Here is a 22,041-nt window from a genome sequence, read left to right on the forward strand (position 1 = left end):
TGTCGAGCAGTTCGCGTTCGCCCCGGCCGCGCAGCAGGAGCAGGACGAACGGGTCGGCGTCGAGGAGCCGCGCGGTCTGGTAGCAGAGGGCGGCCCGCGAGCCCGGCATGATCCCGACGAGAGGCCCTAGCCGTCCGCCGACGCCTGTGCGCGCTGGGCCGGGAGGTCCGGGCGCAGGCGGGACAGCAGGCGTTCGCGTTCCTCGGCGAAGGCCGGGTCCGCCTGGTAGTCGGAGTGGCCCAGGATCGGTGAGGGCAGGGGGTGGGCGTCGGTGCGGCCGTAGGCCAGGGGGTCGGCGAGGGCGGCGCGGTCGACCTCGGGGCCGCAGTCGTCGCCGGACAACCGGACCGGGCCGCCGATCGGGTCGGTGGGGCGGTGGAGGTTGCGCCAGCAGTCGATGTCCTCGTGCAGGGCGTTCAGCGCGGCGGGGCCGAAGTGGGCCGGGAACCAGCGCCCGTAGAGGCGCTCGATCGGGGAGCCGTAGGTCAGGAGGGCGACGCGGCCGCGGTCGGCGGGGCTCAGTTGCCAGGCCGCGGCGGCGGCGAGGACGCTGCCCTGGGAGTGGCCGGAGATCACCAGGCGTCCGCCGGTGGCGCGGGTCCAGGTGGCCATGCGCCAGGTCAGGTCGGGAACCGCCCGCTCGGCGTAACAGGGAGGGGAGAAGGGGTGCGCGGCGCGCGGCCAGAAGGTGCCGACGTCCCAGAGGATGCCGATGGTGCGGCGCGCGGAGGCGTCCTTGTAGGCACGCCGGCCCCAGGTGACGAAGAGTAGGAAGCCGAGCCCTATCAGCCAGGAACCGAGTGCCTGACCGGTCTGGGCCGCGCCGTGGACGAGGGGGTGCGCGTGCTCGGCGGCCCGGTCGGGGGTCCGGCCGGTGGCGAGGGCGCCGACGAGGGCGCCGGCGCCGAGCAGCAGGGTCGCGGTGGAGGTGACGGCGACGAGGAGCGGGGCCCGGTCGGTGAGCGTGGCCATGGCACGGGCGCGGGCGATGCGCTGGGTGCGGGCCGGGTCGCCGGGGTGGACGCCGTACTCGCGGGCCACCGCGTCCCGCTCGGCGCGGGACAGCCGCACGGCCCCCCGGGCGAGCAGGCCGCACAGGGCGAGCAGCACGATGAGCAGTGCCGGGATCACGGACGCCTGCCAGGTCAGCAGCACCGGCGGTCCGGCGAGGAAGGTGCCGGTGCCGTCCAGCCAGTCCGAGACGCGCTGGGACACTCCGCCGGACATCACGCTGCCGAGGGCGCAGGCGAGCATCGCGACGGCGGGGCCGCCCAGGCCTTTCAGGGCGGCACGGCCTTGCGGGTCGCTCCCGGCCCCGCGGTACAGGACCGAGGCGACGACCGCGAGGGCGATCACCAGCGCGCCCTGGACGAGGGCGATGCCGCCGAAGGTGACGTCCCCCGGCAGACGGCCTGCGGACCGCCACGCGGGTCGTTCCCACCCGGCGTACACGAAGGTGAGGGCGAGCAGGGCGAGGGCGGCCAGCGGCAGCCGCCGTACGAGGTGGGCGTCGAGGCGGCGGTCCAGGCGGTGCTCGCTGCGGCCCCGGCGGCACACCACCCAGACGGTGGCGAGCGCGCCGGCGGCCAGGGCGGCCTCCAGGAGCCGGCCGAGGGCGTCGAGCAGCGCGGGACCGCCGGGCGCGCGGTCCTGGCGGGCGGCGGCGGTGCCGACGGCGGCGGCCACCGTGAGCAGGCCGGCCGCGGTGTGGGCCGCGCGCAGCCGGGCGACCAGACGGCGCCCGTACCAGAAGCCGGGGCGGCCGAGGGCGGTGTCGCCGAGCGCGTCCTCGGGTTCGGTCCGGGCGTTCGGCGGCTCCTGGGACTCGTACGCCCGCCAGGTGCGGTGGGACAGGTACCAGAGCAGGACGGTGAGGGCGGTCGGGACGAGGGCCGCGAGGGCGAGGCGGCGGCCGGGCAGGCTCCACCAGCCGCCGCCGGACACGGTCGGGGACAGGAAGCCCAGCCAGGTGTGCCGTTCGGCGCACGCGCGGGTGCCCGCGCACTGCCAGGCCGTCAGGTCCAGGGCGACCTCGCAGGCGGCGGCGACGAGCAGGATCGTCAGGGTCAGGCCGGTGAGCCGCACCAGCAGTCCGTACAGGCGGACCGCGCGGGTGCGTTGCCGGGCGGCGGGGCGCATCCAGTGGGCGAGGTTGACGACCATGAACGGCAGCAGCAGGAGCCACAGGGCGCGGGTGCCGTTGCCGGAGGTGAGGTTGGACCAGACGTAGGCCTCGGGGACCGGCCGGTCCCCCGGTCCGCCGGTCGTCGCGTTCTCGGCGTCCACGTCGCCCTCGCGCCGGTACACGGCGGCCGTGTCGTCGCCGGTGATCCGCACGGTGCGCGGATCGTTCAGCATCTTCTCGGGCGTGGCTCCGCCCACGCCGTGGACCAGGAGTTCCAGGGCGGCCGAGGCCGCCGGGCCGGTCGAGGCTCGTTCCTGCGCACGTTCCACTGTTCTCGCACTTCCCCCGTGACGCGCTGTCGTTCCGTGTGCGTGCGGCACAAGGATCGCCGCTGCGCGGCGCGTGCGCACGCGTTGTCACCGAATATCCCCGTTCCGTGTGGGGATCGGGACCGACGGGTGTCGTGGTTGTGACATGCCCGCGACGGGCGGGGGGTGGCACGGCCGGTGGTGGCCCGTGCGAGGATGGGACGCCCGCACGGCCGCCGACCGGCAGAATGTCCTTGTCGGGGCAGGTGCGCGGGCGTGCCGGACGGAGTGGGTCGGCTTGAGTCGAGAGGACCGGAGCGTACGTGAGTGAGAATCAGAACCTCCTCGCGGAGCAGCGGCGCGCCCTGATCCTCGACGAGGTCCGGCGCCGGGGTGGTGTCCGGGTCAACGAGTTGACCCGCAAGCTCGGCGTGTCGGACATGACGGTGCGCCGCGACCTCGACGCGCTGTCCCGTCAGGGCGTCCTGGAGAAGGTGCACGGCGGTGCGGTGCCGATCGTGGAGGCGAGCACCCACGAGCCCGGTTTCGAGGCCAAGTCGGGTCTGGAGCTGAGCGCCAAGGAGGACATCGCGCGGGCCGCGGCCGAGCTGGTCGCGCCGGGCAGCGCGATCGCGCTGTCGGGCGGGACGACGACGTACGCGCTGGCCCACCATCTGGTGGACGTGCCGGATCTGACGGTGGTGACCAACTCGGTGCGCGTGGCGGACGTCTTCCACATGGCGCAGCGCACCTCGGGTCCCCGGCAGGGCGCGGCGACGGTCGTGCTGACCGGCGGCGTGCGCACGCCGTCCGACTCGCTGGTGGGGCCGGTCGCCGATCAGGCCATCGCGGCGCTCCACTTCGACGTGCTGTTCCTCGGTGTGCACGGGATATCGGCCGAGGCCGGTCTGTCCACGCCGAACCTGGCGGAGGCCGAGACCAACCGACGCCTGGTGCAGTCGGCGCGCCGGGTCGTGGTGGTCGCCGACCACACCAAGTGGGGTGTGGTGGGCCTGAGCTCCTTCGCGGCGCTGGAGCAGGTGGACACGCTGGTGACGGACGCCGGGTTGCCGGGCGCGGTCCGCGCGGAGATCTCCGAGCATCTGCGGCGGCTGGTGGTCGCCGGTGAGGCCGTCGCGGAAGCGGACGTCTGACGGGACGCCGGTCGGGGCGGCGGACGGGCCCCGTGCGCCTCAGTCCGGCCACACCCCCGTCGCCAGCAGGGAGTCGATCGCCGCGCTGTACGGGCCGATGTCCAGGCCCTGTTCGGCGAGCCAGGCGTCGGAGTAGTACTTGTCGAGATAGCGGTCACCCGGGTCGCACAACAGGGTGACCACACTGCCCTGTCGGCCCTCGGCCACCATCTCGGCGACGATCTTCAGCGCGCTCCACAGGCCGGTGCCCGTCGAGCCGCCCGCCTTGCGGCCGATGACGCGTTCCAGGGCGCGGACGGCGGCGACGCTGGCGGCGTCCGGGACCTTCATCATGCGGTCGACGGCGCCGGGCACGAAGCTCGGCTCCATGCGGGGCCGCCCGATGCCCTCGATGCGTGAGCCGCAGTCGCAGGTGACGTCCGGATCGCCGGTGGTCCAGCCCTCGAAGAAGCAGGAGTTCTCGGGGTCGGCGACGCAGATGCGGGTGTCGTGCTGGGTGTAGTGGACGTAGCGGGCGAGGGTCGCGGAGGTGCCGCCGGTGCCGGCCGTGGCGACGATCCAGGCGGGCTCCGGGAACCGCTCCAACTCCAGCTGGCGGAAGATGGATTCGGCGATGTTGTTGTTGCCGCGCCAGTCCGTGGCCCGCTCGGCGTAGGTGAACTGGTCCATGTAGTGGCCGCCGGTGTCGGCCGCGAGGCGGGCGGACTCCTCGTACATCTTCCGCGAGTCGTCCACGAAGTGGCACTGTCCGCCGTGGAACTGGATCAGGCGGATCTTCTCGGCGCTCGTCGTGCGGGGCATGACGGCGATGAAGGGCACACCGATCAGCTTGGCGAAGTAGGCCTCGGAGACGGCTGTCGAGCCGCTGGACGCCTCGATCACCGGGCGGTCCGGCCTGATCCAGCCATTGCACAGGGCGTAGAGGAAGAGGGAGCGGGCGAGCCGGTGCTTGAGGCTGCCGGTGGGGTGGGTCGACTCGTCCTTCAGATAGAGGTCGATGCCCCACCGCTCCGGCAGCGGGAAGCGCAGCAGGTGGGTGTCGGCGGAGCGGTTGGCGTCGGCCTGGACCTTGCGGACGGCTTCTTTCAGCCAGCCGCGGAAGGCGGTGTCGCTGCGGTCGACGTCGAGGGTCGCGCCGGTCCGCAGGTGCTCGGGGGTGGTCACGGCGGGCTCCTTCGTGCGGGGCGCCGGCAGCGCCGCACGCGGCCGACGCCTCGATCATAGACACCTTCCACACGCTCCTCACCTGCATAAACGCATCTTTGAGCGTCCCAAAGGAGGCCCTGGGGACGGCGGGTTCACCGACGGGGGGCGCATTCCGCGAGTGCTCCGGGTGGCTGCGGACCGCGTGCCGCGCGCACTGGTGCTCGACGGCCCGCGCGGGCAGACTGCACCCGACGGGGCCGAGGTTCCGCACGGGGGACGCACACTGGATCACGACACGAGCTGGTTTCCGGCCCGCCCAGGAGCACGGGCCGGCACACCCACGCGCAAGGGGGCGGGGATGGCTGAGCCGGAGTTCACGGCGACGGGCGTGCGGATCGGGAAGCGACTGCGCTCGCTCACCCGGGCCGGACAGGTCCGGATCAACGACGGCAGGCTGGAGTTGCTCACCAGCTACGGCAGCGAGATCGACAGCGCGCCGGTGCAGGCGGTCCGCGCCTCCCGGCCCTGGTTCGCCCCGGAGGACCGGGCGCTGGCCGATCTGAACGGCAACCGGTACCTGCTGACCCTGGGCGACCACGACCCGGCACCCGGCGAGCCGGGGCCGCCCGCGGCACGCCGGTTCATCGAGGCCGTGCGCAGGGCTGCGGGAGGCGGGAACTGAAGGGCCGGGTGCGGAGCGGCGCGGTCGACCCGCAGTGGCCGGACGGACACCGCGAGTTGCGCTCTTCCGCCCCTTGCGCCACGCTGGTCTCACGTCACTCTGGGTTTACCGGCGATAACGCTGCGAACCAGCCCGCCGGCCACGAAAGCAGGCGGCCGCCCTAGCGCAGACGCACTGCTCCGATCGATCCGAACTCCGTGTTCTTCCGGACCTCACGTCGGGGAGTCGCAGCCGTGATCAGCAACCCAAGCAGGCACTGCACGGTAGAGCTCCAAGCCCTGCCGTCGCGGATAGGCCAGGTCCGCAGAATCGTATCGGCGCAACTGCGCTACTGGCGTCTCGATCCCCTCATAGACCGGGCGGCGCTCGGTGTGACCGAGCTGTTGACCAACGTCCACCTGCACGCCCAGCCCGACAAGACGTGCACCGTGGAGATGGAGCTGCTGCTCGACCGGCTCACGGTCTCCGTGCGCGACCGCGACCCCCGGCTTCCGGTGGTCGACGACCTCGAGGTGGTCGACTCGTTCGCCACGTGCGGGCGCGGGCTCGCCATGGTGGCAGCGGTCAGCGAGGACTGGGGCGCCCGGCCGGACGGCGAGTCCGGGAAGGTCGTCTGGTTCACCCTTCCGGCGCCGGTCGCGGCACCGGAGCGGTCCGCGCGGCCGCCGCGCCGGCTGGTCGCGGACCGGCTGTTCCCCGAGGTCGTGACGGTCGACGACCTCGGCCCCGCACACGCTCCCGCCCGGCCGGCCGTCGTCGGCTGACCGGGCGGTGATCCCTTCGCCGTACGGCGGACTCACCTCCACCATGGGGTGAATCCGCCGTACGGCGGGGTTGTGCGCCGGCGATCCGCGGCGTACGGCGCGGTCGCGTGGGGCGGGTCCGCGTACGGCGGTGTCGCGTGACGGCGGTCCGCGTACGGCGGGTTCGCGTCGGGCGCACCGCCGTCGGGGCCCCCGGACCGCGCCCGCACGGCGTCGGTGGCCCGGGCGCGGCGTTGCGCGGGATGGTGGCCGTGGCCGTCACCGGCCGGCGTTGCCGCCGAACTGCTCGTCCAGGACGGACAGCCGACGCCAGTACTCGTCCTCGTCGATCTCGCCGGAGGCGAAGCGGCGGCCGAGGACCGCGAGCGGCGAGTCGCCGGCGGGGCGGGAGGCGGCGGCCCAGGGACCGCGGTGGCCGGGCCGCACGGTGCGGCGCAGCAGGGTCACGACGCCGATCACGACGACGGCCCAGATGAGCGGGAGGAACAGGATCCACGGGCCGGGGCCGCCGTCCCAGTTCGCCAGGGTCTGCATCGCGGGTCATCTCCCAGGTAGGTCTTGCGGTGATGTGTCGAGACTCCCGCCGGGAGGGGGGCGGAGTCGTCGTACGTGCAGCGGCACTGCGCCTACCTCCCCGGGAGTACGCGCGTGCGTGCGGGCTGCTCCTCGCGCGTTCCGGCGTTCGGGCGTGGCCCGATCGTGCCGGTCTGCGACCCGCGGACCGGCTGCCGCGCACGGCGGGCGTGCCGAGGGCGGGTGGTGGCCGGGCCGCGCCGTACCGGCGTGAGAGTACGGCCCGGCCCGCGTCACGTGGACGGCTGGTCGCTGTCCTTCATCGCGCCCCAGCCGTGCCAGCGCTCGACCTCGATCCAGGCGCTGACACGGGGCCGGACCCGGTCCGGGTAGGGGTTGCCCGTGTAGTGCGAGGAGATGCGGTCGATGTCGGCCAGGCCCTCGTCGTCGTGGAAGCCGGTGACCCGGCCGATGAGGGTGACGTGGGTGTACCAGTTCTCGCCGTCCAGGACGGTCAGGGTGACGCGGGGGTCGCGGCGCAGGTGCTTGAGTCGCACCCGGCTCTCGTCGAGGCTGATGAGGACCCGGCTGTCGTCCCACACGTACCAGGTGGGGGTGGACACGGGGGTGCCGTCGGAGCGCAGGGTCGCCATCACGCAGGGGTTGGGGCGGCTCAGCAGTTCGACGGCCTCGGGCGGCAGCGGCGGCTTGGACATCGGCTTCTCCTCGGTGAGTCGGGCGGGTGGTGGCGCGCGTGCACCCGGCGCACTCGGGGCGTCGGTGTGGCCACGGGTGCCTGCGGCGTCCCCCGGGAGCAGGCGTGGTCACGTCGTGCGGCGTACCCCGGAGGCGGGCGTCGTCACGCGCGGGTGCGTACGGCGGCGCGCCCCGGGTCGGAGGCGTGGCCCGGCTCCGAGCCCATGCCCATGCCTGTGCCTGTGCCCGGGGCCGGGGCCGATGTGCCGGTCAGGCGGGCGGCTGGTCCTCGAAGCTGGCGAAGTAGGCGGCGGCCATGTCCTCGTCGGCGTGGCCCTGGGTGACGGCGCGCTCCAGGCGGTCGGCGCTCGCGGAGGCCACGTCCAGACGGACGCCGCGCTTGGCTCCGGCCTCGACGATCAGACGGGCGTCCTTGGCGGCGGTCGCCACGCCGAACTGCGGCGGCGTGAGCCGGTCCTCGATGACCAGCGCGGTCTTGGTGCGGAGGTAGCCCATGTCCAGCGGGCCGCCGGCGATCAGCTCGAAGAAGTCGTCCGGGTCGACGTCGAGGGCCTTGGACAGGGCCAGGACCTCGCCGGCCGCGGCGGTGGCCGCGATCACCCAGCTGTTGGCGACCAGCTTCAGGCGGGTGGCGCTGCCGGCCGCACCGTCCTCGCCGGTCCACACCGTGCGGACGCCCACGGCGTCCAGAACGGGACGGACGGCGGCGCGGTGGGCGTCCGGTCCGGCCGCCAGCACGGTCAGCTGACCGGCCTCGGCGGGCTGGCGGGTACCCAGCACGGGCGCGTCGAAGAACACGAGGTCGTGCCCGCGGGCGAAGGCCGCAAGGTCCTCGACGGCGTCGACACCGACGGTGGTCGACTGCACCCAGGCGGCACCGGCGCGCAGTCCAGGGGCCGCCGCGCGCATGGTCTCCAGGGCGGCGGGGCCGTCGTGGAGCATGGTCAGGACGACGTCGGCGCCGCGGACGGCGTCGGCAGGGGTGTCGGCGAGGGAGACGCCGTCGGCGGCCAGCGGCTCGGCCTTGGCGCGGGTGCGGTTCCAGGCGCGGACGGTGTGTCCGGCGCGGGCGAGGTTGCGGGCCATCGCGGCACCCATGATGCCGGTGCCCAGCACACCCACGGTCAGCTTGTCGGTCATGACGTCAACTTCCTGATCCTCCAGCGGGGTCACTGCGGACGGTACGGGACCGGACGCGGTCACTTCGACGCGGCGCGCACCAGCCCCTCCAACCAGGTCTGATGACCGTTCGGCACCGGATCGGGCCGCTGCCCCGCCGGGGCGGCGGCGGGCGCGCCGGCCCGGGTCTCCTGGGTCGGGACGCGCACGCGGCCACCGGGCAGGTCCTCCACCGGCCAGGCGTGCGGCGCGACCGGCCGCGGGTGGCGGCGGGGTCCTGGTGACCGAGGCCGGCCGTCCGCCCGTGGCGGGGCCCCTGATCCGGTCACCTGACGCCCAACGCCCCCAGCGGGTCGTCCAGTACGGGCTGCCAGGCCAGCTCCGCCGCTCCGACCAGGCTGTTGTGGTCGAGGGAGCAGGCGAGGATGGGGACGCCACCGCTGCGGCCCCACAGGCTGCGGTCGGCGACGACCGCGCGGAGCCGGTCGGGGTCGGTGTCCAGGAGGGTGCGGTGCAGGCCTCCGAGGATGATGCGATCGGGGTTGAGGATGTTCACCAGGCCGGCCAGGCCCAGGCCGAGGCGGTCGATCAGGACCTCGGTGGCCGTACGGACGACCGGGTCGGCGTACTCCTCGCGGATCAGTTCGTTGGCCTGCTGGAGCAGGGAGCCCTCGGGGCCGGGCGCGCGGCCGGCGGTGGTGAGCAGGGCCAGTGGGTCGGCCTCCACGTCGAGACAGCCGCGGCTGCCGCAGTGGCAGGGGCGGCCCTCGGGGTTGACGGTGAGGTGCCCGACCTCGAGGGCGAGGCCCGAACTGCCCGTGTGCAGGCGCCCGTCGAGGACCAGCGCGCCGCCGACGCCGCGGTGCCCGGTGGCCACGCACAGCAGATCGCGGGCACCGCGTCCGGCGCCGTGCCGGTGTTCGGCGAGGGCGGCGGCGTTGACGTCGTTGACGGCGAACGCCGGGCCGTCGACGCCGGCCGCGCGGACCCGCTCGGCGAAGATCTCCCGCACCGGCGCCCCCGCCGGCCAGGCGAGATGCAGCGGGTTGAGCGCCAGCCCTTCGGGTGCGGTCACCGCGGACGGCACGGCGAGGCCGGCGCCCACACAGCGCCGGCCGGTACGGCCCAGCAGGTCGGCTCCGGCGTCCACGGCGGCGCCGAGCACCTTGGCCGGGTCGGCGTCGACGGCCTCGCAGCTGGGGGTGGTGGCGACGATCCGCCCGCCGAGGCCGACCAGGGCGGCCCGGAAGCCGTCGGCGTGCACCTGGGCGGCCAGGACGACGGGGCCGTCCTCGTCGACTTCGAGCCGGTGGGAGGGCCGGCCCTGGGAACCGGCGGCGGCGCCGGGCCGCGCGTCGACGCGGATCAGCCCCAGCGCCTCCAGTTCCGCGGCAACCGCGCCGGCCGTGGCGCGGGTGACGCCGAGTTCGGCGGTGAGCACCGCACGGGTGGGCGCCCGCCCGGTGTGCACGAGCTCCAACGCGGGCCCGAGCGCACCGCGCCCCCGGTCCAGCCGCGCTCTCGAGGTGGTCCCTTCCCCCGCCGGCCGGGGGTCCGCCTTGCCGCTCATGAGGGCGAGTCTCCCATGATCCGCGAGGGTGTTTCCCCCGGCCCGGCCCGGAGCCGGGGGCGTCAGGTGCCGTCCGGGAAGCCGCCGACCCGCAGGGTCAGGTTCAGTCGGCCGGTCAGCCCCAGCCCGGCCGGAGCCGTTCCGGGACGCACCCGGGGCACGCCGTGGTAGGCGAGCCGGGAGGGCCCGCCGAACACGAACAGGTCGCCGCTGACCAGCTCGACGTCGGTGTAGGGGTGGGTACGGGTCTCGGTGTTGCCGAAGCGGAACACGCAGGTGTCGCCGAGGCTGAGGGACACCACGGGAGCGTCCGACCTCTCGTCGGCGTCGCGGTGCATGCCCATGCGGGCGTCGCCGTCGTAATGGTTGATCAGCGCGATGTCGTACGCCGCCCTCCGGGCCGCCTCGGGGCCGAGTGCGTCGGTCACCGCCCGGCGGCCCAGCTCGCCCAGCCAGGCCGGGAAGGGCTTGACCGGGGTGCCGTCGCCGTCGACGACCGTGCGGGCGTAGCCGTACGGATACCAGTGCCGGCCGAGGCAGACCTGGCGGGCGGTCATGGTGCCGCCGCCCGGCGTGCGGACGGTACGCAGCCCCGCGGGCGGGCGGGCCCAGTCCCGGCACGCCGCCAGCAGCTCGTGCTGAGCGGCCGCGTCCAGCCAGTCCGGCAGGTGCACGGCGCCCGGCGCGACCTCCGCGCGTTCCCGGGGAAACAGCTCGGTGTCCATGGCACCATCCTGCCCCACCGGTTCTGAGCTGCGGCTGGGCTAGCCTTGACCCACGATGAACGACCGTATGACGACGCCGTGGGGCGAGGTCGCGCTGGCCCGCCACCCCGAGGACCCGCGTGACAGGCTGCGCGCCTGGGACGCCTCCGACGCGTATCTGCTCCGCCACCTCGTCGAGCGGGGGGTCCCGCTGTCCGGCACGGTGGTGGTGCTCGGTGACCGCTGGGGCGCGCTGGTGACGGCACTGGCCGCGCACCGGCCGACGCAGATCACCGACTCCTGGCTGGGCCAGGAGGCGACCCGGCGGAACCTGGCCCGCAACGGCGTCGAGCCCGGCTCCGTCCGGCTGCTGACCACCCAGGACCCGCCGCCCGAGCGCGTCGACGTGCTGCTGGTGCGGGTGCCGAAGAGTCTCGCGCTCCTGGAGGACCAGTTGCTGCGGCTGGCTCCCTCGGTGCACGCGGGGACCGTGGTGGTCGGCACCGGCATGGTCAAGGAGATCCACACCTCCACCCTGCGACTGTTCGAGCGGATCCTCGGTCCCACCCGCACCTCCCTCGCCGAGCAGAAGGCCCGGCTGATCCTGTGCACTCCCGACCCGATGCCGGCACGTCCCGCCAACCCGTGGCCGTACCGCTACGACCTCCCCGCCGGCCTCGGGTCGCTGTCCGGGCGTCCGGTCGTCAACCACGCGGGCGTGTTCTGCGCCGACCGGCTCGACATCGGCACCCGGTTCCTCCTGCAGCACCTGCCGCCGACGCGGGGGGCCCGCCGAGTGGTCGACCTGGGGTGCGGCAACGGTGTCGTGGGGACGGCGGTGGCACTGGCCAACCCGCAGGCCGAGGTGCTGTTCACGGACGAGTCGTTCCAGGCGGTGGCCTCGGCGGAGGCGACGTACCGGGCCAACGGGGTGCCGGGCCAGGGGGAGTTCCGGGTCGGGGACGGGCTCACGGGGGTGCCGGACGACAGCGTGGACCTCGTGCTGAACAACCCGCCCTTCCACTCCCACCAGGCCACGACGGACGCCACGGCCTGGCGGATGTTCACCGGGGCGCGGCGCGTGCTGCGGCCGGGCGGCGAACTGTGGGTGGTGGGCAACCGGCACCTCGGGTACCACGTGAAGCTGCGGCGGCTGTTCGGCAACAGCCGACTGGTGGCCGGCGACCCGAAGTTCGTGGTGCTGAAGGCCGTCAAGCAGGGGTGAGGACACCGCTGATCCGCTCGACCGCGTACGCCATCGCCTCCCGTCCGACGGCGAGGTAGCCGCGCGGGTCGACCGCCTCCGGATGCGCGGCCAGGTGATCGCGGACGGCGCCGGTCATCGCCTGGTTGAGGGCCGTGCCGATGTTGACCTTGGTGATGCCGCCCGCGACGGCCGCTCTCAGCTCGTCGTCGGCTACCCCGGAGGAGCCGTGCAGGACGAGCGGCACGTCCACGCCGGCCCTGAGTCGTGCGAGCAGCCGGTGGTCGAGGGTGGCGGTGCGGGTGGTCATCGCGTGGACGCTGCCGACGGCGACGGCCAGGGCGTCGACCTGCGCGTCGGCCACGAAGGCGCGGGCCTCGGCCGGGTCGGTGCGGGCGCCGGGCGCGTGGGCGTCGCGCGCGGCCCTGCCGTCCTTGCCGCCGATCTCCCCCAACTCCGCCTCGATCCACAGACCTCGGGCGTGCGCCAGGTCGGCCGCGGCGCGGGTGGCGGCGAGGTTGTCGTCGTACGGGAGCTGCGAGGCGTCGTACATCACGGAGCTGAATCCGGCGTCCGCCGCCTCGCGGAGCAGGGCTTCGGTCCTGATGTGGTCGAGGTGCAACGCGACCGGCACGGGCGCCCGTTCGGCGGCGGCGACGGCCGCGCGGGCGAGTGGGAGGAGGCGTCCGTGGCGGAACCTCACGGCGTTCTCGCTGACTTGGAGGACGACCGGTGTGCCGGACCGCTCGGCCCCGGTGATGACGGCCTCGATGTGTTCGAGGGTGATGATGTTGAAGGCGGCGACGGCGGTGCGGGCCGCACGGGCCCGGGTGACCAGCTCAGCGGTGGTGGTGAGGGGCACGGGTCTCCTCGTCAGCGGGCTTCAGGGGGCGAGGATCACCGACCGGGTGAGGTGGCGCGGCCGGTCCGGGTCGAGGCCGCGGGCCGCGGCGACGGCCACGGCGAGGCGTTGGGCGCGCACGAGTTCGGCGAGGGGGTCCAGCGTGCCCTGGACCCACGACGCGCCGGTGCCGCGGACCTGTTCGGCCAGACCGTCGGGCGCCTCGCCGAACATCCAGGTCGCGGTGGACTCGTCGCTGACGCTGACGGGGCCGTGGCGGTACTCCATCGCGGGGTACGCCTCGCTCCAGGCGAGGGCCGCCTCGCGCATCTTCAGGGCGGCCTCGTCGGCCAGCCCGACGGTCCATCCGCGGCCCAGGAAGGTGAACCGGCCGCACCCCGGGAGGCCTTCGGGCAGCGGGTCGGCCAGCGCGGTACGGGCGTCGGCGACGACGGCGTCGGTGTGCAGGCCGAGGTGGGCGCGGAGCAGGGTGAGGGCGGTGGTGGCGAAACGGGTCTGCACGACGGAGCGTTCGTCGGCGTAGTCGAGGGCGACGGTGTGGTCGGCCGCGGTGCCGGCGGGTGTCCCGGGGTCGGCGGTGACGGCGGTGGTGGGCGTACGGCCGCGCAGCCGGGCGAGCAGGTCGACGACCTCGGTGGTGGTGCCGGAGCGGGTGAGGACGACGACCCGGTCGTAGGTCCGGTGGTAGGGGAACTCGGAGGCAGCGTGGGCGTCGGTCTCGCCGTGCCCCGCGCCCTCGCGCAGGGCGGCGGCGGACCGGGCCATGAAGAAGGAGGTGCCGCACCCGACGAACGCGACGCGCTCGCCCCGGACCGGCAACTCCCGGCGGAATCGGGTGACTTCGGTGGCGGCGCGGGTCCAGCAGGCGGGCTGGTCGGTCAGCTCGTCCTCGACGTGGGTCATGTCCCACCCCTCGCGTCGGTGATGGTTCATGCAAGATAGAGCCACCTTTCGTACAACTTCAAGCACGCGAACGGAGTCACCATGTCCCGCGACGCCCGGTGGAAGACGCTGCTGGACCTCCTCGTGGAGCGCGGGCGGCTGGACGTCGAGGAGACGGCGACCGAGCTGGGGGTGTCGGCGGCCACGGTCCGCCGGGATCTCGACCAGCTCGCCGAGCAGCAGATGCTGGTGCGCACGCGCGGCGGCGCGGTCGTGCACGGGGTGTCGTACGAACTGCCGTTGCGGTACAAGACGGCGCGGCGGGCTCCGGAGAAGCAGCGCATCGCGCGGGCGGTGGCGGAACTCGTCGCCCCCGGCGAGGCGCTGGGGCTGACCGGGGGCACGACGACCACGGAGGTGGCCCGCGCCCTGGCCGTGCGCGGCGATCTGGCCGCCGGTTCGCCGGCCCTCACCGTGGTCACGAACGCGCTGAACATCGCGGGCGAGTTGGCGGTGCGGCCCCAGTTCAAGATCGTGGTGACGGGCGGAGTGGCGCGGGCGCAGTCGTACGAGCTGGTGGGGCCGCTCGCGGACGGGGTGCTGGGGCAGATCACGCTGGACGTGGCGGTGCTGGGGGTGGCCGCCTTCGACGTGACCCACGGCGCCGCCGCGCACGACGAGGCGGAGGCGGCGGTCAACCGGATGCTGTGCGAGCGGGCCGTGCGGGTCGTCGTCGCGGCCGATTCCGGCAAGTTGGGCCGGCGCGCGTTCGCCCGGATCTGTGCGGCCGACGCGGTGGACACGCTGGTCACGGACGCGGCGGCCGACGCGCCGACGGTACGGCGGTTCGAGGAGGCGGGGATCCGGGTCCTCGCGGTGTGACGGCTGCGGGCCCGCGTGCGGCACGGCGGATCACAGCGGGCCACCGCGACAGTGGATCACCGGCGAAACACCCTACGTGACGGATCGAACTGCCCTACCCTGTCGAGGATTTCGGGATTCGAAGATTTCGTAGAGAGGGAGAGGTGAAAGTGCGCATGCCCCGCACACCTTCCAGACGCACCGTTCTGCGCGGACTCACCGTCACCGGAGCGGCGGTGGCCGGCTTCGATCCCGCCGCCCGCGGCTGGGCCGCGGACGCCTCGGGAACCGATGGGCGACTTGCCGGGATCCCCCGCCTGGACGGGACGCTGACCAGGGACGACGCCTCGCTCGACGCCGCGTCGGACGACTACGGGCACATCGTGCACCACCTCCCGGCGGCCGTCCTGCGGCCGGGCTCGGTCCGCGACGTCGTCGCCATGGTCCGGTTCTGCAACGAGCACCGCGTGCCGGTCGCGCCGCGCGGCCAGGGGCACGCGCCGTTCGGGCAGGCACAGGTGCCGGGCGGCCTGGTCGTCGAGACCGCGACGCTCGCGGACATCGGCCCCGTGGGGCCGGACAGCACCACCGTGACGGTGGGTGCGGGCGCCCGCTGGAGCGAGGTGGCCGGGGCCACCCTCGCGCACGGGCTCACTCCGCCCGTCTTCACCGACTACATCGAGCTCTCCGTCGGCGGCACCCTGTCCGTGGGCGGCCTCGGCGGCCAGGCCCACCGGCACGGCGCCCAGGTCGACAACGTCACCGGACTGCGGGTCGTCACCGGCGCGGGCGAGCCGGTCCGCTGCTCCCCGACCCGCCGCCCCGACCTCTTCCACGCCGTCCTGGCCGGCCTCGGCCAGTGCGGGATCATCGTCGAGGCCACGCTCCGCCTGGTGCCCGCGCCCGCGACCGTGCGCCACTACCACCTCGCCTACGACGACCTGGAGACCTTCCTGGACGATCAGCGCCTGCTCGTCCAGGAGGGCCGCTTCGACTACGTCGAGGGCCAGGTCACCGCGGACGCCGGCGGCGCCTTCCGGGCCTACACCCTGGAGGCGGTGGCCTACGGCCCGCCGGTCGGCCCCGCCCCGGACGACGCAACGCTGCTGCGCGGTCTGCGCCACACGCCCTCCGGCGTTCGGTACGAGGACCGCTCCTACTACGACTTCCTCGACCGGCTGGCACCCCTCGTCGCCATGCTGAAGGAGGCCGGCCTCTGGACGTACGCGCACCCGTGGCTGAACCTCATGGTGCCCGGCACGTCCGCCGCCGCCGTCAGCGCGCCGCTGCTGGACGCGCTCACCCCGGCCGACCTGGGCCCCGGCGTCGTGCTGTTCTACCCCCTGCTGCGCGAGCGGCTCACCACCCCGCTGCTGCGCAGCTCGGACGAGCCGGTGTCGTACCTCTTCGACATCCTGAGCGCGACCCCGCCCGACGACACCGCCGCCGTCGACCGCCGGCTGGCGGCGAATCGTTCCGCCTACGAAGCCGCGCTCGCGGCCGGCGGCACTCAGTACCCCGTCGGCAGCATCCCCTTCACCCGAGCGGACTGGCGGACCCACTTCGGGCCGGCCTGGCCGGCGCTCGAGGCGGCGAAGCGGAGGTACGACCCGCGGCGGATCCTGGTCCCGGGCCAGGGCGTCTTCTGAGGCGCCGCCGCACCGAACCGGTGGGCCGGGCGGGCCGGTTCGGCGTCGCACCCGTCGATGCCGCCGCCGGAGGGGCTGAGGCGGTCAGCACGTTCGCCGCCTCCGCCGGCCCCTCGGCCGGGCCCACGGATTGCCGCCCCGCCGCGCCCCCCGACCGCACTTCCTCGGGCACGGTCACCCGCGTGGAGACCGTCGAGTTCATCCGCGTCCTCGACCAGAAGGACCGCTCCCTCGCCCTCGCGGCGGGAGAGGTCGGCCGTGACCCGGAGCCGACGGCCGTCAGTCCGTCAGCATGCGGGTGAGCACCGAGCGCTGCACGGGAAGCACCTCACCGTGCAACGAGCGTCCCTTCTCGGTGAGTGCCACCTGGACGCCCCGGCGGTCCTCGGAACACATGGCGCGCTCGACGAGACCGTCCCTCTCCAGCCGGGCGATCAGCCGCGACAGCGCGCTCTGGCTCAGATGGACCCGCTCGGCGATCTCCTGGACGCGGAAGCTGCAGGCGCCGGCCGGAGCGGTTCCCGCGAGCACGTCGAGCACCTCGAAGTCGCTGCCGCACAGGCCGTGTCCGTGCAGTGCGCGGTCGAGTTCGCACTGCGTGCGGGCGTGCAGCGCGAGCATCTCCCGCCACCGTTCCACGAGCGCCTGTTCGACCTTGTCCGCCGCCATGGCGGCACCGTAGCAGAGAACCGAATTCATTGCATCGGAATTAAATGCGTTTGCATTCGATGCATGCGCATGTAATGTCTGGGGCATGACCTCTCCGCTCCCCTCCCCGGTGTCCGAGGGACGCTGGACCCCACGACTGTGGGGCACCCTGCTGGTGCTCTGCGCCGCGATGTTCCTGGACGCGCTGGACGTGTCGATGGTCGGCGTCGCCCTGCCGTCCATCGGTTCCGACCTGGGACTGACCACCTCGACCCTGCAGTGGATCGTCAGCGGCTACATCCTGGGTTACGGCGGCCTGCTCCTCCTCGGCGGCCGCACGGCGGACCTGCTCGGCCGCCGCCAGGTCTTCCTCGTCGCCCTCGGCGTCTTCGCGCTCGCCTCCCTGCTCGGCGGCCTCGTCGACTCGGGTCCGCTGCTGATCGCCAGCCGGTTCGTCAAGGGCCTGAGCGCCGCCTTCACCGCCCCGGCGGGCCTGTCGATCATCACCACGACGTTCCCGGAGGGCCCACTGCGCAACCGCGCGCTCTCCATCTACACCACCTGCGCCGCCACCGGCTTCTCCATGGGCCTGGTCCTCTCCGGCCTGCTCACCGAGGCCAGTTGGCGCCTCACCATGCTGCTGCCCGCACCGATCGCCCTGGTCGCCCTGGTCATCGGCGTGAAGCTGCTGCCGCGCAGCGCGCGCGAACAGGGGCACAACGGCTACGACGTCCCCGGCGCCGTCCTCGGCACCGCGTCGATGCTGCTGCTGGTCTTCACCGTCGTCCAGGCACCCGAGGTGGGCTGGACCTCCGTCCGCACCCTGCTCTCCTTCCTGGCCGCCGCCGTGCTGCTGACCGTCTTCGTCCTGGTCGAACGGCGCTCGCCCGGCCCGCTGATCCGGCTCGGCGTGCTGCGCTCGGGCAGCCAGGTCCGCGCCCAGCTCGGGGCGATGGCCTTCTTCGGCTCCTACGTGGGCTTCCAGTTCCTGGCGACGCTGTACATGCAGACCCTGCTGGGCTGGTCGGCGCTGCACACCGCGCTGGCCTTCCTGCCGGCCGGTGCGCTGGTGGCGCTGTCCTCGACGAAGGTCGGCTCGGTCGTGGACCGGTTCGGCACCCCGCGGCTGATCGTGACGGGCTTCGCCCTGATGGTCGTCGGTTACGCCCTGTTCCTGCGCGTCGACCTCGCCCCGGTCTACGCCGCCGTCGTCCTGCCCAGCATGCTGCTGATCGGCGCGGCCTGCGCGCTGGTCTTCCCCTCGCTCAACATCCAGGCGACGAACGGCGTGGCGGACCACGAGCAGGGCATGGTCTCCGGCCTGCTGAACACGTCGGTGCAGGTGGGCGGCGCGATCTTCCTCGCCGTGGTCACGGCCGTGGTGACCGCGGGCGCCCGGGCGGATCCCACCCCGCAGGCCGTGCTGGACAGTTACCGCCCCGGCCTGATGGTGGTGACGGGCGTCGCCGCCCTCGGCCTCCTGATCACCCTGCCCGGCCTGCGCACCCGCCGTTCCCGCGGGTCGGTCGTGATCGCCAGGTCCACCGTGGAGGAGGCGGTCCCGGAGCGGGTTCCGGTCCGCGACCAGGGCGTGTTTCGAAGGTAGCGTCGTCTGCCCGAAGGGCAGGCCCGGTGGCGTCCGGTGCGTGCGATCGCGAGGCGGAGGGTCGCCCCGACACTGGTCGCACAGGGGCGATCCCGACAAAGCGGCTGGGGGTACCCCCTCTGGGGGAGTGCGTGCCAGGCGTCGCCGGGCAGACGGGACTTTCGAAACGCGGCCCGGGCTCCTTCGTCCGGATCGGGGCGGACGGGGGAGCGGGCTCCGGTGCCGGGGCCCGCGAGCCCGGCCCGATCCGAACGGGAGGCACCAGGTCCTGTCGTCGCCTTCCCGTCGACGCCCACGGGGCGCGCGGCGATGAGACGAGAGGGCACGGGGGGGGGACGCCTCCGCGTGCGCCCGGCGGGCCGGTTGCCCCGCCGGGCGCACGCCTGTGAGACTGCCGGTATGACCGGCCACGGGGGACACCGCACGCAGGCGGAACGGGACGCGATCACCGTCGAGATCGGGTACGCGCTGTTCAGCGCGGCCTTCGCGGCGGCCGTACTGTTCGGGGCGGTCGCCGGGCCGGCGCTGCTGTTCGAACTCCCGGACCCCTTGGAGAAGGTGCTCCTCCGGGCGGGACTCGCGGTGGCCCCCGTGGTGTTCCTGGTCCGGGTGGTGAGCGTGCTCATCCGGTTCCGCTCGGAAGCCACGGCCGCCCGCACCGACGCAGCGTCCGGCGACGGCGACGGCGAGATCGAACGCCGTGGCGGTCAGCCCAGCCAGCCCGGTCTGACCAGCCCCGACTCGTAGGCCAGCACCACCAGTTGGGCCCGGTCGCGGGCTCCCAGTTTCACCATGGTGCGGCTGACGTGGGTCTTCGCGGTGAGCGGGCTGACCACCAGGCGGCGGGCGATCTCCTCGTTGGTCAGACCGATCCCGACGAGCGCCATCACCTCCCGTTCCCGCTCGGTGAGCCGTGCCAGCTCGGAGGCGGCCGCGGGCTCCTTGGAGCGGGCGGCGAACTCCGCGATGAGCCGCCGCGTCACCCCGGGCGACAGCAGGGCGTCCCCCGCCACCACCGCCCGCACGGCACGCAGGAGTTCGGCCGGCTCGGTGTCCTTGACGAGGAAGCCTGAGGCGCCGGAGCGGATCGCTTCGAAGACGTACTCGTCGAGTTCGAAGGTGGTGAGCATGACCACCTTGACGTCGTCAAGGGCCGGATCGCCGGTGACGCGGCGGGTCGCGGCCAGTCCGTCGAGCCGCGGCATCCGGATGTCCATCAGGACGACGTCCGGCCGCAGTTCGCGCACGAGCCGCACCGCCTCCTCGCCGTCGCCGGCCTCCCCCGTCACCTCGATGTCCGGCTGGGCGTCGAGCAGCGCCCTGAACCCCGCCCTCACCAGTGACTGGTCGTCGGCCAGCAGTACCCGGATCACCGGACCTCCTCGGTGCGGACGGCAGCGGGCGGCTCACCGCTCGGGCCCGGGCGTCGACGGCAGGACGGCGAGCACCCGGAAGCCGCCGTCGCCCTTCGGGCCCGCCTCGATCGTGCCACCCAGCGCCGCGGCCCGCTCCCGCATGCCCGCCAGGCCGTTGCCGCTGCCGCCGGCATCCGTGCCGACCGCCGGTCCGTCGTCGTCGATCCTCAACCGCAGCACCCCGCCGGCCTGCTCGAGGTGCACGCGCGCGTGCCGGGAACCCGAGTGCCGTACGACGTTGGTGAGGGCCTCCTGGACGATGCGGAACGCGGCGAGGTCGGTGCCGGGCGGCAGCCGGGGCGGTCGTCCCGTCACCTCGACGGTCAGGCCCGCCCGCGCCGCCTGCTCCACCAGCTCGGGCAGGCCGTCCAGGCCGGGCGCGGGGGCGCGCGGGGCGTCGCCGGGGGTGCGCAGGGTGTCGAGCACCTGCCGCACCTCGCCGAGCGCCTCTTTGCTGGCGGACTTGATCGTGGTGAGCGCGGTGCGCGCCTGCTCCGGGTCGGAGTCGAGGAGGGCGAGGCCCACGCCCGCCTGCACGTTGATGACGGAGAGGCTGTGGGCGAGGACGTCGTGCAACTCGCGGGCGATGCGCAGCCGCTCCTCGTCGGCTCGCCTCCGGGCGGCCCGGGCGCGCTCGGCCCGTTCCCGGGCCCACTGTTCGCGCCGGACCCGCGCCAGCTCCGAGACGGCGACGACGACCACGACCCAGGTGGCGACGACGGTCTCCTGGGCGAAGGAGGCGGGCCGGTCCCCGGACGGCGGCAGCCACCGGTACAGCCAGTGTGCGACCAGCAGATGCACGGCCCACAGCACGCCCAGGGCTGCCCAGGCGGCCCGGCGGTGTCCCGCGACGACGGCGGCGAAGCAGGCCACGGCGACGGTCAGGAGGACCGGCCCGTACGGGTGGCCGGCGCCCAGGTAGACCGCGGTGACGGCGGCCGTGCCGAACACGACGGGCACGGGACGGCGGTGCCGCCACAGCAGCAGGCCCGCGGCCACGACCAGCAGGACGCGTGCGAACGGGTCGAGCGCCACGCGTCCGCCCTGTTGCCCGTGGGCGGCGAAGCTGGAACCGATGAGCACGAACGCGGTGAGCAGTACCGTCGACCGCCAGGGCCACCGGCTGCCCGGTTCCCCGTCCGCCCGGCGTCCCGGCCACGGCGGCCCGTGCCGCCGCCACCGCACCGGTCCGCCGTGCCCGCGCACCCGTCGCTCGTCCATGTCCGCCACGCTAGACGCCCCCGGACGGGACGGACGTCAGCCGGACGAGGTGACGGCGCGTACTCCCCGCGAAGTACGGAAGTGCGGAAGTGCGGCCGAACCCGCGGACCACCGTTTCCGGCACCACCGGCCCCATGCCGTCGCCGGTCGTTCACCCGTCTCCCACGGGCGCTACCCCAGTCCCACTCCCCTGGCCAGCCGCGTCACGGCATGGCGGAAGAACGGCTCCCGGTCCTCGACGATGCGGTTGAACTGGCCGAACACCTCGAAGCCGACCAGCCCGTACAGCTGGGCCCAGGCCGCCACCAGTGCCGTGGCCGTCTCCGGGGAGAGGTCGGGCGCGACGTCGGCCGTCAGCCGCTCCGCCTCGGCGCGCAACTCGGCCGGGAGGGGCGGCGCGGCGGGCGGAGCGGCCAGGCCCGCGTCCCGGGCGATGCCGATCAGCAGGAGCCCGACGCGGGCGGCGGCGGGCACCGTCGTCTGCGGCGCGCTGTAGCCGGGCACCGGCGAGCCGTAGATCAGCGCGTACTCGTGCGGATGCGCCAGCGCCCAGGCTCGCACCCCCTCGCAGACCGCGACCCAACGCCGGACGGGGTCGGCGTCGGCGACGGCCGAGTGCGCGGTCTCCGCGCTCTCGCCGAGGGAGTCGTAGGCGTCGATGATGAGCGCGGTGAGCAGGTCGTCGCGGCTGGGGAAGTAGCGGTACAACGCGGAGGAGACCATGCCCAGTTCGCGGGCGACGGCCCGCAGGGACAGCTTGGCGGCTCCTTCGGCGGCGAGCCGGCGACGGGCCTCCTCCTTGATGGCGGCGGTGATCTCGATCCGGGCGCGGGCGCGGGCCCCTCGGGTGGTGCTGCTCATGAACACCAGTGTTCCACGAGTCGGGAGCAG

General features: G+C 74.2%; 22 protein-coding genes. 8 read left to right on the top strand and 14 right to left on the bottom strand.

The annotated features are described in order from the left end of the window. Nucleotides 1-126: 126 nt before the first annotated feature. A complete protein-coding gene (locus AB0N31_RS12605; RefSeq protein WP_366058345.1) occupies nucleotides 127-2,454 on the bottom strand; it encodes a hypothetical protein in 2,328 nt (775 codons plus the stop codon). A 302-nt stretch (nucleotides 2,455-2,756) separates the two neighbouring features. On the opposite strand from AB0N31_RS12605, the gene AB0N31_RS12610 reads away from it, so the two are divergent. Then, nucleotides 2,757-3,587 (top strand): DeoR/GlpR family DNA-binding transcription regulator, encoded by an 831-nt coding sequence (locus AB0N31_RS12610; RefSeq protein ID WP_366058346.1) that lies wholly within the window; start codon nucleotides 2,757-2,759, stop codon nucleotides 3,585-3,587. Between the two features lie 39 nt (nucleotides 3,588-3,626). Here the strand turns inward: AB0N31_RS12610 and AB0N31_RS12615 are convergent, their stop codons facing one another. Then, nucleotides 3,627-4,751, bottom strand: coding sequence for a PLP-dependent cysteine synthase family protein (locus AB0N31_RS12615; RefSeq protein ID WP_366058347.1), 1,125 nt, complete (start codon nucleotides 4,749-4,751; stop codon nucleotides 3,627-3,629). A 340-nt stretch (nucleotides 4,752-5,091) separates the two neighbouring features. On the opposite strand from AB0N31_RS12615, the gene AB0N31_RS12620 reads away from it, so the two are divergent. Together AB0N31_RS12620 and AB0N31_RS12625 are read left to right on the top strand one after the other, a co-directional pair. After that, on the top strand, nucleotides 5,092-5,415 hold the full coding sequence (locus AB0N31_RS12620) for a hypothetical protein (RefSeq protein WP_363090211.1): 324 nt from the start codon (nucleotides 5,092-5,094) through the stop codon (nucleotides 5,413-5,415). 233 nt (nucleotides 5,416-5,648) lie between these two features. Next, nucleotides 5,649-6,179 carry an ATP-binding protein gene (locus AB0N31_RS12625; RefSeq protein ID WP_366058348.1) on the top strand — a complete coding sequence of 177 codons (531 nt, stop codon included), beginning with the start codon at nucleotides 5,649-5,651 and terminating at the stop codon, nucleotides 6,177-6,179. Between the two features lie 258 nt (nucleotides 6,180-6,437). Here AB0N31_RS12625 and AB0N31_RS12630 read toward each other — a convergent pair whose 3' ends face one another. From AB0N31_RS12630 to AB0N31_RS12655, 6 genes are all read right to left on the bottom strand, one after another. Beyond that, entirely contained in the window at nucleotides 6,438-6,713 is a 276-nt protein-coding gene (locus tag AB0N31_RS12630; RefSeq protein ID WP_366058349.1) for an SHOCT domain-containing protein, read from the bottom strand. 272 nt (nucleotides 6,714-6,985) lie between these two features. Further along, the gene (locus tag AB0N31_RS12635) at nucleotides 6,986-7,408 is read right to left on the bottom strand and encodes a PPOX class F420-dependent oxidoreductase (protein ID WP_366058350.1); all 423 of its coding nucleotides are present in this window, start codon (nucleotides 7,406-7,408) and stop codon (nucleotides 6,986-6,988) included. A gap of 250 nt (nucleotides 7,409-7,658) precedes the next feature. Continuing rightward, the gene (locus AB0N31_RS12640; RefSeq protein WP_366058351.1) at nucleotides 7,659-8,549 is read right to left on the bottom strand and encodes an NAD(P)-dependent oxidoreductase; all 891 of its coding nucleotides are present in this window, start codon (nucleotides 8,547-8,549) and stop codon (nucleotides 7,659-7,661) included. Between the two features lie 59 nt (nucleotides 8,550-8,608). Beyond that, nucleotides 8,609-8,737 carry a hypothetical protein gene (locus AB0N31_RS12645; RefSeq protein WP_366058352.1) on the bottom strand — a complete coding sequence of 43 codons (129 nt, stop codon included), beginning with the start codon at nucleotides 8,735-8,737 and terminating at the stop codon, nucleotides 8,609-8,611. A gap of 116 nt (nucleotides 8,738-8,853) precedes the next feature. Then, a complete protein-coding gene (locus tag AB0N31_RS12650) occupies nucleotides 8,854-10,098 on the bottom strand; it encodes an ROK family protein (RefSeq protein WP_366058353.1) in 1,245 nt (414 codons plus the stop codon). A gap of 62 nt (nucleotides 10,099-10,160) precedes the next feature. Next, nucleotides 10,161-10,823 carry an alpha-ketoglutarate-dependent dioxygenase AlkB gene (locus tag AB0N31_RS12655; RefSeq protein WP_366058354.1) on the bottom strand — a complete coding sequence of 221 codons (663 nt, stop codon included), beginning with the start codon at nucleotides 10,821-10,823 and terminating at the stop codon, nucleotides 10,161-10,163. A 67-nt stretch (nucleotides 10,824-10,890) separates the two neighbouring features. On the opposite strand from AB0N31_RS12655, the gene AB0N31_RS12660 reads away from it, so the two are divergent. Next, on the top strand, nucleotides 10,891-12,027 hold the full coding sequence (locus tag AB0N31_RS12660) for a methyltransferase (protein ID WP_366058454.1): 1,137 nt from the start codon (nucleotides 10,891-10,893) through the stop codon (nucleotides 12,025-12,027). Here AB0N31_RS12660 and AB0N31_RS12665 read toward each other — a convergent pair. Together AB0N31_RS12665 and AB0N31_RS12670 are read right to left on the bottom strand one after the other, a co-directional pair. After that, entirely contained in the window at nucleotides 12,014-12,868 is an 855-nt protein-coding gene (locus tag AB0N31_RS12665) for a class II fructose-bisphosphate aldolase (protein WP_366058355.1), read from the bottom strand. The genes AB0N31_RS12660 and AB0N31_RS12665 overlap by 14 nt on opposite strands. Before the next feature lie 21 nt (nucleotides 12,869-12,889). Next, entirely contained in the window at nucleotides 12,890-13,771 is an 882-nt protein-coding gene (locus AB0N31_RS12670; RefSeq protein ID WP_366058455.1) for an SIS domain-containing protein, read from the bottom strand. Nucleotides 13,772-13,852: 81 nt separating this feature from the next. Between AB0N31_RS12670 and AB0N31_RS12675 the strand changes: the two genes are divergently transcribed. Both AB0N31_RS12675 and AB0N31_RS12680 read left to right on the top strand, forming a co-directional pair. Continuing rightward, nucleotides 13,853-14,632, top strand: coding sequence for a DeoR/GlpR family DNA-binding transcription regulator (locus AB0N31_RS12675; protein WP_366058356.1), 780 nt, complete (start codon nucleotides 13,853-13,855; stop codon nucleotides 14,630-14,632). A gap of 155 nt (nucleotides 14,633-14,787) precedes the next feature. Then, nucleotides 14,788-16,260, top strand: coding sequence for an FAD-binding protein (locus AB0N31_RS12680; protein ID WP_366058357.1), 1,473 nt, complete (start codon nucleotides 14,788-14,790; stop codon nucleotides 16,258-16,260). Between the two features lie 279 nt (nucleotides 16,261-16,539). Here the strand turns inward: AB0N31_RS12680 and AB0N31_RS12685 are convergent, their stop codons facing one another. Next, nucleotides 16,540-16,929 carry a MarR family transcriptional regulator gene (locus AB0N31_RS12685; RefSeq protein ID WP_366058358.1) on the bottom strand — a complete coding sequence of 130 codons (390 nt, stop codon included), beginning with the start codon at nucleotides 16,927-16,929 and terminating at the stop codon, nucleotides 16,540-16,542. A gap of 85 nt (nucleotides 16,930-17,014) precedes the next feature. On the opposite strand from AB0N31_RS12685, the gene AB0N31_RS12690 reads away from it, so the two are divergent. Together AB0N31_RS12690 and AB0N31_RS12695 are read left to right on the top strand one after the other, a co-directional pair. Then, nucleotides 17,015-18,514 carry an MFS transporter gene (locus AB0N31_RS12690; protein ID WP_366058359.1) on the top strand — a complete coding sequence of 500 codons (1,500 nt, stop codon included), beginning with the start codon at nucleotides 17,015-17,017 and terminating at the stop codon, nucleotides 18,512-18,514. Nucleotides 18,515-18,913: 399 nt separating this feature from the next. Further along, the gene (locus tag AB0N31_RS12695; RefSeq protein ID WP_366058360.1) at nucleotides 18,914-19,261 is read left to right on the top strand and encodes a DUF6332 family protein; all 348 of its coding nucleotides are present in this window, start codon (nucleotides 18,914-18,916) and stop codon (nucleotides 19,259-19,261) included. Here the strand turns inward: AB0N31_RS12695 and AB0N31_RS12700 are convergent. The 3 genes from AB0N31_RS12700 to AB0N31_RS12710 all read right to left on the bottom strand — a co-directional run bounded on the left by AB0N31_RS12700 (nucleotide 19,222) and on the right by AB0N31_RS12710 (nucleotide 22,011). Beyond that, complete coding sequence (locus tag AB0N31_RS12700; protein ID WP_366058361.1) at nucleotides 19,222-19,887, bottom strand: response regulator transcription factor; 666 nt, start codon at nucleotides 19,885-19,887, stop codon at nucleotides 19,222-19,224. The genes AB0N31_RS12695 and AB0N31_RS12700 overlap by 40 nt on opposite strands. A gap of 33 nt (nucleotides 19,888-19,920) precedes the next feature. After that, entirely contained in the window at nucleotides 19,921-21,150 is a 1,230-nt protein-coding gene (locus AB0N31_RS12705; protein ID WP_366058362.1) for a sensor histidine kinase, read from the bottom strand. Nucleotides 21,151-21,321: 171 nt separating this feature from the next. After that, entirely contained in the window at nucleotides 21,322-22,011 is a 690-nt protein-coding gene (locus tag AB0N31_RS12710) for a TetR/AcrR family transcriptional regulator (protein ID WP_366058363.1), read from the bottom strand. Nucleotides 22,012-22,041: the final 30 nt, after the last annotated feature.

The sequence above is a fragment of the Streptomyces sp. NPDC051051 genome, assembly GCF_040682975.1.
In the GTDB taxonomy this organism is placed as follows: Bacteria; Actinomycetota; Actinomycetes; order Streptomycetales; family Streptomycetaceae; genus Streptomyces.